This window comes from Williamsia muralis (genome assembly GCF_051487485.1).
In the GTDB taxonomy this organism is placed as follows: domain Bacteria; phylum Actinomycetota; class Actinomycetes; order Mycobacteriales; family Mycobacteriaceae; genus Williamsia; species Williamsia muralis_B.
Genome location: NZ_JAHVCV010000004.1, coordinates 336,452 through 356,929, shown reverse-complemented (window position 1 = coordinate 356,929; position 20,478 = coordinate 336,452). Strand labels below are relative to the sequence as shown.

The 20,478-nt window shown below is 67.5% G+C and carries 1 protein-coding gene (running past one end of the window); it reads left to right on the top strand.

What is annotated here, in order from left to right; translation table 11 throughout:
* On the top strand, positions 1-20,478 hold the 3' portion of the coding sequence (locus KXR83_RS13025) for a non-ribosomal peptide synthase/polyketide synthase (RefSeq protein ID WP_437425178.1). The gene continues 13,383 nt to the left of window position 1, outside the view; the window shows 20,478 of its 33,861 coding nt (coding positions 13,384-33,861); the start codon falls outside the window, past its left edge; its stop codon occupies positions 20,476-20,478.

The window sequence follows — 20,478 nt, the reverse complement described above, 5'->3', positions numbered from 1 at the left end:
ACACTGCATTTCGCCTCGCCGAGCTTCGATGCATCGATCCTCGAGTTGCTGCTGGCAGCCGGGGCCGGCGCCACGATGGTGATCGTGCCTGCCGGTGTCTACGGCGGCGAAGAACTGCGAGAGCTGCTCGCCGACAACCGCGTCACACACGCCTTCATCACCCCGTCCGCGCTGGCGTCGGTGGACCCGACCGAGCTGCCGCACTTCTCCGACGTGGTCGCAGGCGGCGAAGCCGTCCCGAGTGACCTGGTGGACCGTTGGGCTCCCGGCCGTCGCCTCTACAACGGTTACGGTCCGACCGAGACCACGATCATGACGAACATCAGCGATCCGATGGTGCCGGGTGAACCGGTCACCATCGGCGGCCCCGTCGCCGGTGTCGAAGCGCTTGTTCTCGACGGTCGCCTACGTCCTGTCCCCGCCGGCGTGCCGGGGGAGCTGTACATCAGTGGTCCGGGTGTCTCGCGTGCCTACCGCGGTCGACCCGATCTCACCTCGCATCGGTTCGTGGCCAATCCCTATGCCGGCGAAGGCGTCCGGATGTACCGCACCGGCGACGTGGTGCGGTGGGTCGAGGTGGCCAAGCCCGACGGCCGGACCGTTTTCGAGATCGCCTACATGGGTCGATCCGATCAGCAGGTCAAGGTCCGCGGCTTCCGGATCGAACTGGGCGAGATCGACGCGGTACTGGCGGGACACCCGGCAGTGGACTTCGCAGTGACGATCGGTGTGGACGGACCGAGTGGTGACACGGCTCTGGCGGCATACGTCAAACCGACCTCGGGCAGCACCATCGATGCCCGCGACCTGGCCGACTACGCCGGGGGATTCCTGCCGAAGTTCATGGTGCCGTCGTCGATCGTGATCCTCGACGAGGTCCCGCTGACGCCGGTCGGAAAACTGGACAAACGTGCACTTCCCGCACCCGAGTTCCGCGGTGCCACAGGCGAACATCGTGAACCCTCGACTCCGATGGAGCACGCTGTGGCGGCTGCGTTCGCAGACGTCCTGGGAGTGGACACCGTCGGCGCCGACGACTCCTTCTTCGAACTCGGCGGTAATTCGCTGGCCGCCACCCGTGCCATCGCCAGGATCAACGAGATCCTGGGTGTGCGCCTGGGCGTACGGATCCTGTTCGATTCGCCGGTGGTGGCGGATCTCGCCGAAGCGATCGGTGCCTCGCCCGATCTCGACGGCATGCCGATCCGACCGCTCACCCCGCAGAAACGGCCGGACCGGATCCCGCTGTCACTTGCGCAGCAACGGATGTGGTTCGTCAACCGACTCAACCCCGATGCGGCCGACTACAACATCCCGCTCGGTCTGCGGCTGCGGGGCTCTCTCGACGAGAGCTCTCTGACCGCTGCCCTGATGGATGTGATCGAGCGCCAGGAGATCCTGCGTACGGTCTACCCCGACTCGGTGCAGGGCCCGTATCAGAAGATCCTTCCCGTCTCCGAGGCTGTGCCGCAGTTGATCACCCGCACGGTGGGGTCCGAAGACGAGCTGCTCGAGATGTGCGTCGAACTCGCCACCGAGGGATTCGACGTCACCGCGGCGCCACCGTTGCGGGCGATGTTGCTCGAGATCGCCCCCGACGACCATGTGGTGCTGCTGGTCATCCACCACATCGCAGCAGACGGTTCGTCCCTGGTCCCGCTGGCCACCGACCTGATGACCGCGTACACGGCGCGGGTTGCCGGTGCGGCTCCTGCCTTCCGGCCGCTGAGTGTGCAGTACGCCGACTACGCGATCTGGCAACGCGGCGTGATGGGCTCCGAGGACGACCCGGATTCGCTTGCGTCCCGGCAGATCTCGTTCTGGCGTGAGCACCTCGCGGGAATGCCCGAGCTGCTCGACCTGCCGACCGACCGGCCCCGCACCGACAAGCGGTCGGTTGCCGGTGGCGAGGTCACGTTCACCATTCCCGCCGAGCTCCAGGCGCAGCTACAGGCGCTGGCTCGCGAGAACGACACCACCATGTTCATGGTGGTGCACGCCGCGTACTCGATCCTGCTCGCCCGGTTGAGCGGCTCGGACGACGTCGCCGTCGGCACGCCGACCGCCGGCCGGAATGCCTCGGCGGTCGATGGACTGGTCGGCATGTTCGTCAACACGCTCGTGTTGCGCAGCACCGTCGACATGTCTTCGTCTTTCGTGTCCACCCTCGCCGCGGCGAAGTCGGCCGACCTCGCCGCGTTCAACAACGCCGACCTGCCGTTCGAGCAGGTTGTCGAGGCCGTGGCCCCCACCCGTTCGCGCAAGTACGCGCCGCTGGTCCAGGCGATGCTCACCATGCAGAACATCGAGGTGCCGACGGTGACCCTGCCGGGTCTCGAGGTGAGTGGGCTCGACTCACCGATCCGATACGTCAAATCCGATCTGGGCCTGACGGTGTCGGAGAACGTCGGCGCCGACGGCCGCGGCCGCGGGATCGACGCGATCCTCGACTTCGCCGTGGACATCTTCGACGAGTCGACCGTGCAGACGATGGCCGAGCGGTTCCTCGCCGTGCTGACCGCCATCACCGAGGACCCCGAGGTCCCGGTCGGCGACATCGAGATCCTGACCGAAGCCGAGCGTTCGGCGATGGGTGGATCAACATCGGCAGACGAGGCGGCAGGGTTCGGTTCGGCACTGTCGGACCTGAAGGGCAAGTCACTCGCCGAGCTGCTCGCCACCGCAGCGCGGATCAACCCTGATGGCATCGCGTTGTCGCACAACGGGACCGATGTGACCTACGGCGCGTTGCATGCGAAGTCGACCGAACTGGTCGCAACGCTGGCGGCCGTGGGCGTGGGGCCCGAAGCCGCCGTCACGGTCGCTTTGTCCACACTGCTTCCGGGGCTGCTCGAAGGCGCGGCAGCAGAAGGTTTCGCCGAGCAGTTCGCGGGCATGCTCGCCTCGGTGATCGCCGAGTCGGGCTCAGCCGCCGATCAGGGCGAGCCCACGCTGGCACGGTTGTTCGAAGCGCAGGTCGAACGCACCCCCGACGCCAGAGCACTGGTGTTCGAGGACGCGACGCTGAGCTATGCGGAATTCTCCGGACGGGTCAGTGCCCTGGCGCGCCATCTGATCGCGGCCGGGGTGGGTCCGGAAGTGTATGTCGCACTGGCGATGCCGCGTTCGTTCGAGCTCTTGATCGGGATGTACGCCGTCATGGAGGCCGGCGCATCGTACGTGCCGATCGACCTGGCGAACCCGGTCGACCGGATCGCCTACGTGCTCGACAGCAGCAAGCCGAAGATGGTGCTCACCACCTCCGGTACCGGGTTCGAGATCCCCGAGGGGACAGCGGCCGATCCCGACATCCTCGTGATCGACGCCCTCGAACTCGATGGCTACGCCACCGGACCCATCACCGACGAGGAACGGACCGCACCGCTTCGAGGCGACAACACCGCCTACGTCATCTACACCTCGGGATCCACCGGACGTCCCAAGGGCGTGGCGGTCAGCCATCGCTCGATCGTCAACCGCCTACTGTGGATGCAGGCCGAGTACTCCCTGACGGCCGACGACGTGGTGATGCAGAAGACGCCTGCGACCTTCGACGTGTCGGTGTGGGAGTTCTTCTGGCCCTTGCAGGTCGGCGCCACACTTGTCATCGCCATCCCCGACGGCCACCGCGACCCCGAATACCTGCGGCGGCTGATCGCCGAATGTGGCGTCACCACACTGCATTTCGTGCCGTCGATGCTCTCGGTGTTCCTCGCCGAGGCCGACAGCGCCTCGCTGGCGGGTCTCACGCGGGTCTTCGCCAGCGGTGAAGCGCTGCCGCCGGCCACCGCGGCGCGGTTCGCCAAGCTCACCGACGCCGGGCTGCACAACCTCTACGGACCGACCGAGGCAGCAGTCGACGTCACCTATCACCAGTACACAGCCGACGACGTGAACGTGGTCCCCATCGGGCGTCCGGTGGCGAACACCGGCGTGCACGTTCTCGACGCCCGTCTGCGGCCGGTGCCACCGAACGTCTCCGGCGAGCTGTACCTCACCGGTGTCCAGCTGGCCCGCGGCTATGTGGGACGGCCGGATCTGAGCGCAGACCGTTTCGTGGCGGACCCGATGGCCCGCGGCGAGCGGATGTACCGGACGGGCGACCTCGTCCGCAGGCGCACCGACGGCGAACTCGAGTACATCGGCCGTACCGACTTCCAGGTGAAGCTGCGCGGCCTGCGCATCGAGCTGCCCGAGATCGAAGCCGCACTGACCGACCACGAGTCGATCGCCGACGCCGTTGTGGTGGTGGTCGACGTGGCCGACGACAAACACCTCGTCGCCTACGTGGTCGCCGAACCCGGGCAGCCCGTCGACAACACCGACCTGCTGCGGCTACTGCGTGACCGGTTGCCCGCCTACATGGTGCCCAGCGCCATCATGGAATTGGACTCGTTCCCGCTCACCGCCAACGGCAAGCTCGACCGCAAGGCACTGCCCGAGCCCGAGTTCATGGACAGTGCAGCGGAATACATCGCTCCGCGCACGGCGGCCGAAGAAGCCGTCGCCAAGGTCTTCGGCGACATCGCCAAGCGATCACAGGTCAGTGCCACCGACTCGTTCTTCGACATCGGCGGAACCTCGCTGGGCGCCACCCGCGTGGCCGCCCGGGTGCAGGCGGCACTCGGCATCGAGATCAGCGTGCGAGACATCTTCGACCACCCGACGGTCGCCGAGCTGGCAGAGCTGACCACCTCGCGTTCCGGTGGAGCGCAGGCACGGCCCGAGCTGGCCCCGAGGCCGCGCCCCGAGCGGATCCCGCTGTCGCTCGCGCAGTCGCGGATGTGGTTCATCAACCAGTTCGACACCAGCTCGCCCGCATACAATCTGCCGCTCCCTCTGCGGTTGTCCGGCGAACTCGATGTCGACGCACTGCGCACCGCGATCGTCGACGTCGCCGAACGTCACGAGTCGCTGCGCACCACGTTCCCCGACACCGCCGACGGTCCGTACCAGCTCATCCATCCTGTGGACGAGGCGGTCACCGGGATCTTCCACGAGGTGGAGGTGCGGTCGGATCCAGAGGCGATCGCCGATGAACTGAGGCGCCACGCGATCGCCGGGTTCGATGTGACAACCGAACTCCCGATGCGAATCGTGTTGCTGCACATCAGCGAAACCGAACACATCCTGATGCTCGTCGCCCATCACATCGCCGCAGACGGTGCGTCGATGGCTCCGCTCTTCGGCGATCTGGTGCTCGCCTACGAGGCGCGGCGGGCAGGGGAGGCCCCGGACTACACCCCGTTGGCCGTTCAGTACGCGGACTTCTCGATCTGGCAGCGCGAAGTTCTCGGAGACGAAAAGGACGCAGGCTCGGTCGCCGCGGAACAGATCGGCTACTGGCGAAAGACGCTGTCCGGCTTGCCGGAATCGGTGGAACTCCCCACCGACAGGCAACGCCCGGCCATGCAGTCGCTGCGCGGCGCCGCACTGCCGTTCACCGTCGCGCCGTCGGTCAGGGAATCGCTGCAGCGCGTCGCGCGGTCTCACGACGTCAGCATGTTCATGCTGATGCACGCCGCCCTGGCGGTGCTCATCGAGCGGTTGACCGGTGAGGCCGACATCGCCATCGGTACCCCGATCGCCGGTCGAGGCGAAGAAGCCCTCGATCCGCTGGTCGGCATGTTCGTCAACACCGTCGTGCTGCGGGCCGAGGTCGATCCCGAGGTCCGTTTCGTCGATCTGCTGGCGCAGGTCCGAACCGCCGACATCGACGCGATGGCCCACGGCGACATCCCGTTCGAGCGTCTCGTCGAGGTGCTCGACGTCCACCGCTCCACCGCTCACCACCCGCTGTTCCAGATCGCGCTGTCGTTCGACAACAACGAGGCACCAGAACTCACCTTGCCGGGTCTGAAGGTGTCGCCCGTCCGCGCCGACTTCGACGTCGCCAAGTTCGACCTGCAGTTGTCGATCGGCGACAACGACGAGCCGGGTGCGCCGATCAACGCCGTCTTCACCTACGCGACGGACCTTTTCGACGAGTCGTCGATCAACACGTTCGCCGAGCGGTTCGTGCGCATCCTCGAAGCTATCGCCGTCGACCCCGACGTGGTCGTCAGTGACGTCGACGTGTTGAGCGAGACCGAACTCGCCGATCTGACCTCCGTCTGCGGCCCTGAAGGTGTCGAACCGCAGACCCTGCCCGACCTCCTCGCACGAGGGGTCGAGGCCAACCCGGCGGGCGTCGCGGTGTCCTACCGTGGCCAGACGCTCACTTACCAGGCGCTCGACCAGCTCACCAACAGGCTCGCCCGGCGGCTCATCGAACTCGGAGCCGGCCCGGAAACCGTGGTGGCACTCGGTGTCCGCCGGTCGATGAGCTCGATCATCGGCACGTGGGCGATCGCGAAGACCGGCGCGGCGTATCTGCCGATCAACCTCGACTACCCGCTCGAACGGATCATGGAGATGATCCAGGACTCGGGTACGGCCTTCGGTCTGACCGTGCTCGGCGACGACGAGGCGCTGCCCGCCTCCGTCGACTGGTATGACCTCGACGAACTCGACGCGCAGACCGGAGACCGCTCCAAAGCCGTTGTCACCGATGCCGATCGGATGTCACCGCTTCGCATCGACCACCCCGCTTACCTCATCTATACGTCGGGTTCGACCGGAAAGCCGAAGGCCGTGGTGGTGACCCACCACGGGCTCGCCAACCTCGCCACCGACGTGCGCGAGCACTACGACGTCACCACCTCGTCGCGCTTCCTGCACGTGGCCTCACCGAGCTTCGACACATCGGTCGGCGAATTGCTGGCGGCATTCACCGCCGGCGCGACACTGATCGTGTCGCCGCAGGACGTGTTCGGCGGTAGCGAGCTGGCCGAACTGATCCACACCGAACGCATCACCAATGTGGTGATGACCCCGACCGCTCTGATGACCGTCGACCCGGCGGGGCTCGACACGGTGCATTCGGTGGTGGTCGGCGGAGACATCTGTCCGCCAGAGCTCACCGAACGCTGGTCCGGTGCGCTGCGAAATGCCTACGGCCCCACCGAGGCCACGGTCATCGTCACGATCACCGCGCCGTTGTCCGCGGGCTCCAAGGTCACCATCGGGTCGCCGTTGCGTGGCGTGACCACCCGCATCCTCGACTCGCGGTTGCGTGTGGTTCCCCGCGGTGTCGTCGGCGAGCTGTATCTGGCCGGCCCGGGTGTCGCCCGCGGGTACCACGATCGTCCGCAGATCACCGCACAGCGGTTTGTCCCGGATCCGTACGGTGAGCCGGGCTCGCGGCTCTACCGCACCGGCGACCTCGTGCGTTACAGCATGGACCCCGGCAGGAACGGGCACTCGCTCGAATACGTCGGGCGCAGTGACTTCCAGGTGAAGGTGCGCGGGTTCCGTGTGGAGCTGGGCGAGATCGACAAGTTGCTCGATTCGCACCCCGACGTCGATTTCGCGGTCACGGTCGGTACCGCCGGACCCGGTGGCGACACCGTGCTGGCGTCGTACGTCCTGCCCAAGCCCGGACACGAGGTGGATCCGGAAGCGCTCAAACGTAATGTGGGCGAACATCTTCCACAGCACATGGTGCCGTCGGCGGTGACCGTCCTCGACGCCATCCCGCTCACCCCGATCGGCAAACTCGACCGTCGTGCGCTGCCCGAACCCGTCTTCACCGTGGGCGACCGCGTGTTCCGCGCTCCGCGCAATCCGGTGGAGACCACCCTCGCCGAGGTGTTCGCAGAGGTGCTCGATCTGCCCGAGGTGAGCATCGACGAGAGCTTCTTCGACCTCGGTGGCAACTCACTGAGTGCCACCAAGGTCGTCGGCCGCGCAGGGGCCGCCCTGGGCGGGAAGATCGGGGTGCGTGAGCTGTTCGCCGCTCCGACCGTTGCCGAACTCGCCGAGCGACTGGCCTCCGGGACCGGTGTACGTGCCCACCGCCCGCCGCTGGTGGCACGACCACGCCCGGTCCGGATCCCGTTGTCGCTGGCCCAGACCCGCATGTGGTTCCTCAACCGCTTCGACCCGGAATCGGTTGCCTACAACATCCCCGCCGCGGTGACGCTGGTCGGCGATCTCGACGTTGCAGCCCTGCGGCGCGCGATCAACGACGTGGTCGCGCGACACGAATCGCTCCGGACCATCTACCCGGACTCGCCGACCGGACCGCATCAGGTGATCCTGACGGCGGAGCAGGCCGCTCCGGAGATGGAGATGGTCGATGCCACCGAGGACACGCTCTTCGATGAGCTGACCCGGTTCGTGGCACGGGGCTTCGACGTCACCACCACCGTGCCCGTGCGAATCGCGTTGATGCGACTGGACGAACAGCGCCATGTGCTGTCGATGGTTGTGCATCACGTCGCGGCCGACGGTCAGTCGATGGTGCCGTTCGTCGGCGATCTCGCGGTCGCCTACGACGCGCGTTCGGCCGGACGGGCTCCGGAGTGGACGCCGCTGCCGGTGCAGTACGCCGACTACTCCATCTGGCAGCGTGAGTTGCTCGGTGACGAGTCGGATCCGACCAGCGTGCTGGCCACCCAGGTGGAGTTCTGGAAGAAGAACCTCGCGGACATCCCCGACCAGCTGGAGCTGCCCACCGACCGGCCGCGTCCTCCGGTGCAGTCGCTGCGCGGACGCCAGATGTCGTTCTCGATCTCTGCCGAGGCCCATCGCGGCCTGGCCGACCTGGCACGCGCAAGGGGAGCCAGTGCGTTCATGGCCTTCCACGGCGCCTTCGCGCTGCTGCTCGCGCGTCTGAGCGGCAACCCCGACATCACCGTCGGTACGCCGGTGAGCGGAAGGGTCGAGAGCGAGGTCGAAGGTGTCATCGGCATGTTCGTCAACACCCTCGCCATGCGCACCGAGATCGATCTCGGCCGTGGTTTCGGTGCGCTGCTGGACACCGTCCGCGACCGTGACGCCGAAGCGTTCTCCCACGCCGATGTGCCGTTCGAACGCCTCGTCGAGGTTCTCAATCCGGTGCGTTCGACCGCCCACCATCCGATCTTCCAGGTCGGCCTGTCGTTCCAGAACATCGAGCGCGCCAGCCTCGACCTCGCCGGCCTGCGCATCGAACCCGTCGAGATGCCCGAGGGCGTCGCACAATTCGACCTGCATCTGATCCTGTCGGACAACTACGACGACGACGGACTGCCGGCCGGACTCGACGCGGTGTTCACGTACGCCGACGACCTGTTCGACCCGGAGACGGTGAGCGCGATCGCCGACCGCTTCGTCACGTTGATCGACGAGATCATCGACGAGCCGCTCGTTGCCGTCGGTGACCTGCCGATGCTCACCGGTCGACAGCAGCGTGAACTTGTCCGTGGTCGCAACAACACCGCTGTGGTGCTGTCGCCGGGCACGCTCGCGACCCGACTGTCGGAGTCGATGCGAGACAACGCAGAAGACGTCGCGCTCGAGGCCGATGACGGCACCGCGCTGACGTACGGCGACCTGGCTGTTCGGGTGAACGCGTTGGCCCGGATCCTGATCGACCGTGGGGTCGGACCGGAAACCACTGTCGGACTTGCGATGCCGCGGTCGATCGACCTGGTGGTGGCGATGTACGCGGTCACCGTTGCCGGTGGCGCCTACCTGCCCATCGACCCGGACCATCCGCTGGACCGCATCTCCTACATAGTCGACAACGCCCGGCCCGTGCTGATTCTGGTGGCAGGCGAGCGACCGGCGGGGCTGCCCGAGACGACCCAGACGCTCGATGTCTGTGGCCTCGATCTGACCGGAGTCTCCTCGGCGCCGGTGGAAGAGGGCGACCGCCTGGCTCCGCTGCGACCGCACAACACGGCGTACATCATCTACACGTCCGGGTCCACGGGTCGACCCAAAGGCGTTGCGGTGCCTCACGTCGCGATCGTCAACCAACTCGACTGGATCGCCGCGCAGTACCGCCTGGACGCCGATGACGCGGTGCTCCTGCGCACGCAGGTCACCTTCGACCTCTCGGTGTGGGAGTTCTGGTGGGCCGTGACCGCGGGCGCCCGCCTGGTGATCGCCTCGCCGCAGGGACATCGCGACCCGGCGTACCTGGCCGAACTGATCCGGCGAACCGCGATCACCACAGTGACCTTCGTGCCGTCACTGCTGAACGCCTTCCTGCAGGAGGCGCGGGCCGACCAGCTCACCACACTGCGGCACGTCCTGTGTATCGGCGAGGCATTGACCCCGGACGTCGTCTCGCGATTCCGGGTCTTGACTGCCCAAACGTCATCGGGCGTGGAGATCCACAACCTGTACGGGCCCACCGAGGCCGCGGTCAGCATCACCCACCAGGAGGTGCCGTCCGAACTGGGTTCGGCGGTACCGATCGGCCGGCCGGAATGGAACAGCCAGGTCTTCGTGCTCGACAACCGGCTGCATCCGGTACCCGACGGGGTGACCGGCGAGCTGTACCTTGCCGGTGCGCAATTGGCCCGCGGCTACCACCAGCGCAGTGACCTCTCGGCCGAGCGGTTCGTCGCCAACCCGTTCGGCACGCCGGGCAGCCGGATGTACCGCACCGGCGACCTCGCGCGCTGGACCACTGTCGCCGGTGACACCAGGCCGACCCTGACATACATGGGCCGCAGCGACTTCCAGGTGAAGGTTCGCGGGTTCCGCATCGAACTCGGCGAGATCGAACGCGTCCTCACCATGTCGCCACAGGTGGATTCCGCGGTGGTCACCGTCCACAGCGACCCCCACGTCGGTGAGCAGCTGGTGGCGTACCTGGTGCCGTCCGCAGGCGCGGCTCTCGACACCCGCGCGGTGCTGTCGACCGCTGCCGAGGAACTACCCGCGTACATGGTGCCCGCGCTCGTGGTGCCGATCGAGCGGCTCCCGCTCAGTGTGAACGGCAAACTCGACCGTAAAGCGTTGCCGCAGCCCGAGTTCGGATCGTCGGACAACTATCAGCCGCCGAGCAGTCCGGTGGAGGAGATCGTCGCCGGCATCTTCGCCGACGTTGTCGGGGCCACGATGGTCGGTGCCGGGGACAGCTTCTTCTCGCTCGGTGGCAACTCGCTGTCGGCCACCCGTGTGGTCGCGCAGATCAACGCTGCAGTGGGCTCGAACCTGGCTGTGCGCGACCTGTTCACCGAGCCGACCGTCGCCGGACTCGCCCTGCTGGCCGAACGCGCCGACGGGGACCGGGCGCGTCCTGCGCTGCTGGCGACCGAGCGTCCGGCGTTCCTGCCCCTGTCGCCCGCGCAGAGCCGCATGTGGTTCATCAACCAGTTCGACACCAGCTCACCGGCTTACAACATCCCGGCCGTGATCGCGATGTCCGGCGACCTCGACGTGGACGCACTGCGCGAGGCCGTGACCGATGTGATCAGCCGGCACGAGGTGCTGCGTACCCGCTACCCGGATGACGGCGACGGACCGCGCCAGTTGATCCTCGACGTGGACGAATTGCCCTCCGCGGGGCTCTCGTTGGACGTGCGTGAGGTGTCGGGCGACGACGAGTTGCATGCGCAGCTCGGTGTGTTGATCGGCGAGGGGTTCGACGTGACCGCTGCCGTGCCGGTCCGCATCGCACTGCTTCGACGGTCACCGTCCGAGCATGTCCTGGTGGTGGTGATCCACCACATCAGTGGCGACGGCGCATCGATCGCACCGTTGGCGCGTGACGTCATGGTGGCCTACACCGCGCGTACCGGGGGCAGTGAGCCCGGCTGGTCGCCGCTGGCGGTGCAGTACGCCGACTACGCCCTCTGGCAGCACGAGGTACTCGGCGACGAGAACGACCCCGAGAGTCTGGCCGCGCGTCAGATCGACTTCTGGACCCGTCAACTCGACGGCATCCCGGATGTCATCGATCTACCGATCGACCGTCCGCGACCGCCGGTGCAGTCGACCGCTGGTGCGTCGTACGAGTTCTCGCTCGATCCTGAATTGCGCAAGGGCCTCGCGCGCGTGGCATCCGGCCATCACGCCACGATGTTCATGGTCTGTCACGCGGCGCTGGCCGTGCTGCTCGCACGGTCGGGCACCACGGACGACATCGCCGTCGGGACCGCGATCGCCGGGCGCGGCGAGGCCGAACTCGACGACCTCGTGGGCATGTTCGTCAACACACTCGTGCTGCGTACCGAGGTCAGGCCCGGTGAGCCGTTCAGTGAATTGCTAGCCCGGACACGCGCCACCGACATCGCCGCCTTCACACACACGGAGGTGCCGTTCGAGCGTCTGGTCGAGCACCTCGCGCCCGAGCGTGAGACCTCGTACGCGCCGTTGTTCCAGGTGGCTCTGGCGTTCCAGAACAACGAGCGGGCCGAGCTCGAGCTGCCGGGCATGCACGTGTCCGGACTCGAATCACCGATCACGACAACCAAGTTCGATCTCCAACTGACCCTTGCCGACGAGGTCGACGACAACGGCGACACGGGTCTGACGGCGCTGTTCACCTACGCGACCGCGCTGTTCGACCAGTCGACCATCGCCGCGCTGGCCGAGCGTTTCAGCGCGATCGCGACCGCCATCGTCGCCGACGCGGACGTACGGATCGGTGACATCGATCTGCTGACGCCCGCGGAGCGGTCCGAATTGTCGCCGGTCGCCGGCCCGCCGGATGTCCCATCGCGCACCATGATGGAGATCTTCGACGCCGCGGTGCAGAGCAACCCCGACGGTGTGGCGCTCGTGTGCGGCTCCGAATCGCTGACCTACCGTGAACTCGACTTCCGGTCGGGTGTGTACGCCGAACTGCTCGTCGACCGAGGTGTGCGACCCGGGATGCCCGTTGCCCTGGCGATCAGCCGATCGGTGAACTCGATGGTCGCGTTCTGGGCCATCGTCAAGTCGGGCGGCGCGGTGTTGCCGATCGATCCGAACTACCCGGCAGACCGCATCGAGCACATGGTCGCCGACGCCGACGTGACCATCGGTCTGACGACCGACGAGATCGTGGACCGCCTCCCTCAATTGGTCAAGTGGCTACCGGTGTCCGACGAGACCATGGACCGATACGGCCGCCGCACAGTTGAGACCGGCGGGGATGTACCTGCCTCGTTCCCGGCGCACGCGCCCGTCCTCGACGACCTCGCGTACGTGATCTTCACCTCCGGTTCGACGGGCCGACCCAAGGGTGTCGGTGTCACCCATCGGGGTCTGGCCAACCTGTTGGCCGAGATGGGTCCCCGGTTCTCGCTGACCTCGTCGTCACGGGTCCTGCACTTCGCGTCCCCGAGCTTCGACGCATCGATCTTCGAGATCATGATGGCGATCAACGCCGCATCCACACAGGTGATCGCGCCGGCATCGATCTTCGGTGGCGAGGACCTGGCAAGGCTGCTCGCCGAACAGCGGGTCACCCACGCGTTCGTGACACCCGCCGCGCTGGCCACCGTGCCCCCGGACGGTCTCGGAAGTGTCGAGATGATTGCTGTCGCCGGCGACGTCTGCCCGCCCGAACTGGTGCGGCGCTGGGCTCCGGACCGTGCGATGTTCAACCTCTACGGCCCGTCGGAGGCGACCATCTGGTCGACGTCCACGGACGCCATGGACCCGTCCCAGCCGGTCACGATCGGTGGCCCGATCACCGGTGTCCGTGCGCTGGTGGCGGATTCACGCCTGCAGCCCGTGCCGCCGGGTGTCGCCGGTGAGCTCTACGTGTCCGGGTCCGCCGTCGCGCGCGGATACCTCGGCAGGTTCGATCTGACAGCTCAACGTTTTGTGGCCGATCCGTTCGGCGAACCCGGTTCTCGGATGTACCGCACCGGCGATGTCGTCCGGTGGAAGCGGACCGCTGACGAGCGCCTGGAACTGGAGTTCCTCGGCCGGACCGACTACCAGGTGAAGGTCCGCGGCTTCCGCATCGAACTGGGCGAGATCGACTCCGCCCTCGGCGAGCATCCCGACATCGACTTCGCTATCACGATCGGGCACACGCATCCCCACACCGGCCAGACCGTGCTGGTCGCCTACGTGTACCCACGGCCCGGCCGGAGTGTCCAGGCGACCGAGATCAGTGCCCGGCTGGGTGAGCGGTTGCCCTCGCACATGGTCCCGTCATCGATCACCGTGCTCGACTCGGTGCCGCTGACCCCCGCCGGCAAGCTCGATCGACGCGCACTGCCAGAGCCGGTGTTCGACGGCAACTCCGGCGCCTACCGGGCCCCGAGCACTCCGATGGAGCAGCGGCTGGCCGACCTCTTCACCGAGGTACTCGGTGTGGAGCGGATCGGTGTCGACGACTCCTTCTTCGCCCTGGGCGGCGACAGCATCGTCTCCATCCAGCTCGTGTCCAGGGCCCGCGCCGCCGGCATCGTGCTGACACCGCGCGACGTGTTCGATCGGCGCACCGTGGCGGAGCTGGCCGAGGTGGCCAAGCTCGCCGCCGACGCCGAGGTTCGCATGCTGGCCGAACTGCCCGGTGGCGCAGTCGGTCCCGTACCGCTGACCCCGATCATGCGGTGGCTTGTCGACACCCGCCGCCACTACAAGCAGTTCTCGCAGGCGAGCTTCCTCACCCTGCCCGCCGATCCAGGACATGAGCGACTGCTCTCGGCTGTCGGTGCCGTCCTGGACCGCCACGATGCCTTGCGCGCGCGGCTGCTCGTCGACGACACGAACCCGGAATCGTCCAGCCTGGTCGTCCCGCCGGCCGGCACCATCGATCCGGCCACGGTGCTGACCCGCGTGGAGTTCTCCGAGACGCCCGGGACGCCGGAGTTCAAGGCGATGGTCGCAGCCACCACCGCGGCGGCGGTCGACCGCCTCGACCCGACCGCAGGCGTCATGATGCAGGTCGTCTGGTTCGATCCCGTCGACCGCACCGCCACCGGCCGGCTGTACGTGCTCGTCCACCACCTGGTGGTGGACGGCGTGTCGTGGCGGATCCTCCTGCCCGACCTCGCCATCGCCTGGGGGCAGAGCGAGAACGGCGGCACCCCCGACCTCCCAGCTGTGGGAACCTCGTTGCGTGCGTGGGCAACTGCGCTCACCGAGACCGCCACACACCGCGACGACGAGCTCGACCACTGGTCTGCGGTTGTCGCCACCGACGATCCCGCTCTGGGTGATCGCCGGATCGATCCCGACCGCGACACGGCGTCCACGGTCGAACGCCTGGACGTCGAGTTCCCGAACGACGTGACCGAGTCGATGCTGACCGGCGTCACCTCTGCCTACCGGGGCGGTGTCAACGATGCGCTGCTGACGGCACTCGCTCTGGCCGTGCGGCAATGGCGCGCGCGTCGGGGGGTGCACTCGGACACGCTGCTCATCGATCTGGAAGGCCACGGGCGCGAAGAAGAAGCCGTCGGTGGAGCCGACCTGTCTCGCACGGTCGGCTGGTTCACCAGTATGTACCCGCTGGCCATCGACCTCGCCGGCATCGACCAGGGCGACGCGTTCGCCGGTGGCCCTGCTGCGGGCTCGGCCTTCAAGGCCGTCAAGGAGCAACTGCTCGCAGTGCCCGGCAACGGCATCGGATTCGGCGTCCTCGCTCACGGTGGAATGCGTTCGGTTCCCGCGCTCGCCGCCTACGAGGGCGCCCAGATCGGCTTCAACTACCTCGGCCGCGTCAGCGCCGGGAACGACGACACGGACCCGGTCGCAGACGCCAACGGGTGGCAGCGAGCCACCGACGGTGGGGGATCGGTTGCGGGCGCACAGGATCCAGGCATGGTGGTGCCCGCGGTCCTGAGCATCAACGCGGTCACCACCGACCACGCCGACGGTGCCCGGCTATCGGCCTCCTTCGGCTACGCGGGGGAAATCCTCGGCCACGACGATGTCCAGGAACTCGCCGACCTCTGGGTGTCTGCGGCGACCGCGCTCGCCACCCACGAGCGCAGTGGCCGGGCCGGCGGACTGACCCCGTCCGATGTTCCGCTGGTTCAGATCAGCCAGCGTGAGATCGAGGAACTAGAGCGCGATTACCCCGTCGTGCACGACATCTGGCCGCTCTCGCCGCTGCAGATCGGTATGCTCTTCCACGCCGAGGTGGCCGGTCACTACGTCACGGACGTCTACACCGCCCAGGTTGTCCTCGAACTGCGCGGGATCGTCGACGAACAGCGCCTGCGTGCGGCGATGGCTACTCTCGTGCGACGAAACCCCAACCTGCGCGCAGGATTCCGGCACATCGGCGACGGTTCGGTTGTCCAGGTGATCGCCGGTGGTGTCGACATCGCCTGGGAGGTCGTCGATCTCACCGACAATTACCGGACCGACAGCGCAGCCGCCGACCACGAGGTCGACCGGCTGCTCAGGGCTCACCGCAGCGACCGGTTCGACATGGCCGCTCCGCCGCTGATGCGCGCGCTGCTCCTGCGTATCGCCCCGGATGCCGACGGAACCCCTCGCTACCGGATGTCGCTCACCAATCACCACATCCTGCTGGACGGGTGGTCCGGGCCGCTTCTGATGGAACAGCTGTTCACGCTGTACGCCACCGGCGGCGACGACTCCTACCTGCCCCGCACCCGTTCGTACCGCGACTTCCTGGCCTGGCTGGACCAGCGCGACATGGCCACGGCCGTCGGATCGTGGCAACACGCCCTCGACGGCCTCGACTCGGCGACCCTGCTGGTCGATGAGCCGGCCGTGGAAAGCGCCGGAGATCAGATCCCCATCGAGTTGGGACTGGACCTCGGTCGTCGGACCGCCGAAGGGCTCGCGGATCTCTCGCGGGACCGCGGCATCACGATGAACACCTTGGTGCAGGCCGCATGGGGTCTGGTGCTGGCACGCACCCTGGGCAGTGACGACGTGGTGTTCGGTGCCACGGTCTCGGGTCGACCACCCGAGATCCCAGGTGTGGAGTCGATACTCGGACTGTTCATCAACACCATCCCGGTGCGGATCAGGCTCGACGAGAGGGAGACCGTTCTCGCACTTCTCGAACGGATCCAGTCCGAACAGGCAGGCCTCCTCGACGCCCACCACGTCGGGCTGCCCACGATCCAGCGTTCTGCGGGACTGCCGATCCTGTTCGACACGCTCACCGTCTTCGAGTCGTACCCGGTGGACCGCGGCAAGCTCGACGCGCAGTCGGACATCGACGGGATGTCGATCGCGGGCGCACAGATCAACGACGCGTCGCACTACCCGGCAACACTTCTGGCACAGGCGGATCCAGATCTGTCGCTGAAGTTGAAGTACCTGCCGTCCCTGGTGCCGGACGACCGCGCACAGGTGCTGGCCGATCGACTGGTCAGGGTCCTGGACACGTTCGCGCAGGCAAGCCTGACGCCGGTTCGCGAACTCGACCTCCTCGACGCGGACGAACTGCACGCGCAACTGGACACCTGGAACTCCACCCGTAAAGAGATCGCCGACCGCACCGCCATGGAACTGTTCGCCGAGCAGGTGGCGGCAACTCCAGACGCCGTCGCGTTCATCGAGGGCGAGCGGTCGCTGACCTACGCGCAGTTCGACGCTCTCGGCAACAAACGGGCGCGGGCTCTGATCGCCCGTGGTGTCGGACCCGATGCCGTTGTGGCCGTGGCAATGTCGCGCAGCCTCGAGCAGGTCGCGACCGTCTACGGGATCCTCAAGGCGGGTGGCGCCTACCTGCCGCTCGATGTGGAGGCGCCCGACGACCGGTTGCGCACGATCGTCTCGGACGCCGACGTCACCTGCGTGGTGGCCGATTCGGCACAGCTCGGCCGGCTGCGTTCGGCGCTGCCCGGCGTCAACTGCCTGGACCCGACCGTGCCGGATCTGCAGTCCATCGACGACAGCCCGATACGTCCCGGCGAACGCAGGGGCAGGGTGCGTCCACGTTCGCTGGCGTACGTCTTGTTCACCTCCGGATCCACCGGCCGGCCCAAGGGTGTCCAGATCTCCCAGCGGGCATTGGTCAACCAGCTCCAGTGGATGGCGTCCGAACACGGATTCGGAGCGGACGACGTGGTCCTGCTCAAGACGCCGTTCACCTTCGACGCCTCGGTCTGGGAGATGTTCGCGCCCACCATCGTCGGTGCCACCACCGTGATCGCGGGTCCGCAGGCACATCGCGAAGCCGATGAACTGGTGTCGCTGGTACAGCAGCACGACGTGACCGTGGTGCAGTTCGTGCCGTCGGTGCTGGCCGTGTTCGCGGAGTCGGCAGAACCCGGATCGTTGAAGTCGTTGCGCACGGTGTTCAGTGGTGGCGAGGCCCTCCCGGTGTCGCTTGCCCAACGTGTGGCCGACCTCGCCGACGCGCAGGTGGTGAATCTCTACGGGCCCACCGAGGTCACCGTCGATGCCACCTCGCAGGTTGTCGCCGTACCGGGGACGGACCTGAACGGGCACGCAACCCGTGCCGATGCGGCGCCGATCGGCCGGCCTGTCTGGAACACCCGCAGCTTTGTCCTCGACCGGTGGCTTCGGCCCTGCGCGGTGGGTGCGGTGGGTGAGCTGTACCTCGCCGGTGACCAGCTGGCACGCGGGTACCTCGGCCGTCCCGACCTGACTGCCGAACGCTTTGTCCCGAGTGTGTTCGGACCTGCCGGGTCCCTGATGTACCGCACCGGCGACCGGGTGCGGCGCCTCGCGGACGGCACACTCCAGTACCTCGGCCGAGTCGACTTTCAGGTGAAGGTCCGCGGTCTGCGCATCGAGCTCGAAGAGATCGAATCCGCGTTGGCACAGCATGACTCGGTGGCCCAGGCCGCCGTGGTGATGCACGAGGACGGCGGACGGCAGCGTCTGGTCGGGTACGTCACCGGACACGACGCAGATCCACAGGCGGTCCGTGCACACGCCGCTCGCACACTCGCGCCGTACATGGTGCCCGAGGTGATCGTCCCGCTGGAGGAGTTCCCGCGCAGCCGGTCGGGCAAGATCGCACGACGTGAACTGCCACTACCCGAGGCCACTTTGGCTGCGGGCCGGGCACCGTCGACCCCGACCGAGGAAGTGCTCTGCCGCATCGTCGGCGAGCTGGTGGGTGCCGACACGGTGGGTGCCGACGACTCGTTCTTCGAACTCGGCGGCGACAGCATCCTCGCGATGCAGCTCGTCAGCCGGGCGCGGTCGGCCGGAGTTCACTTCACCGCCCGGGATGTGCTGGAGCACCGCACCATCGTCGCGCTCGCTGCTGCGGTGGATCGCGCAGCCGCCTCTGACACTGATGAGACGGCTGCCGCGAGCGTCGAACCCGTTGGCGCGCCCGGTGACCCGACGCTGGCCCCGCTCAGCCCCGCCGCAGCGCGCATGATCGAACGCGGCGGAGACACCCGCAGGTTTGTGATGCCGATGGTGGTCAACCTTCCTACCGACGTCACGGCAGACCAGATCGCGGCCACCATGGGCGCGGTCATCGACACCCACGTCATCCTGCGGTCGCGGCTCGATCGCGACGCCGGGGCACTGCTCATCGGTGCACCAGGATCTGTGGACGTGCACTCGTTGCTGCGCCGCGTGACTCTGGCGGACGACAGCCGTCCGGGTACGCCTGGATACCAGAACGCCTTGCGTGAGGTGTTGTTCGAAGAGATGGACCGGCTCGCTCCTGAGGACGGCGTCATGCTGCGGCTCGCCTGGCTGGATGCGGGACCGGATGCCGCCGGCAGGCTGCTGATCGTTGCGCACCACCTCGTGGTGGATGCGGTGTCGTGGCGAATCCTGGTGGCGGACATCGCCACCGCGGGTTCGCAGGTCTCCGCAGGCGCTCCCGTCGAGCTTCCCGACGCGGGAACGACGTGGCGGGACTGGACTGCCGGCCAGCATGAGCGGGTCGCGGACCGGCGAGGTGAGCTCGAGTACTGGACGTCGATCCTCGACGGTGATGACCCGGATCTGGGCAGTCGCCGGCTCGACCTCGACCGCGACCGGACCGACCTGCTCACCAGGACGTCCATCGAGATCCCGGCCGACATCGTCGAGCCACTGATGAGCGCCACCGGCGACGGGACGACAATGGCCGACCAGCTGGTTGCCGGCCTGTCTGCTGCGGTGGTCGGATGGCGACGGGACCGCGGCATCGAGGTGCCCAGTGCGCTGCTGACCCTCGAGGGTCACGGACGTCAGGAAGACGTGGTGCCGGGTGCGGACCTGTCCCGGACGGTCGGCTGGTTCACGTCGATGTTCCCCGCGAGGATCGACCTGTCCGGCATCGACATGGCCGCGCTGTTCGAACGGCCCGACATCGCCCGCGAGGTGTTGAACCGGACCAGCGAGGCGATGGCGGCGAACCCGGACCGGGGCATCGGTTACGGCATGCTGCGCTATCTGGACCCGGAATCGGCTGCAACCCTGGCCGCGCTGCCCGAGCCCCAGATCGTGTTCAACTACATCGGGACGGTCCCGGGCGGCGACATCGCCGACGAGATCGCGGCGGCGCCGTGGTTCCCGGACGTGCGTGGGCCGCAGTTGGGCAGCACGGACAGCGATGTGATGGCACGAGGGAACCGGATGCCGGCCCAGGCCGAGATCGACATCCAGTCGATGGCCACCGACACACCGGACGGGCCGGTCGTGCGCGCCTTCGTCACGTATATCGCAGATGCCGTCGACCCCGAGGACCTCGACGAGTTGATGGAGCATTGGCTGTTGGCTCTTCGGAGCCTGGCCGGTCGCTGA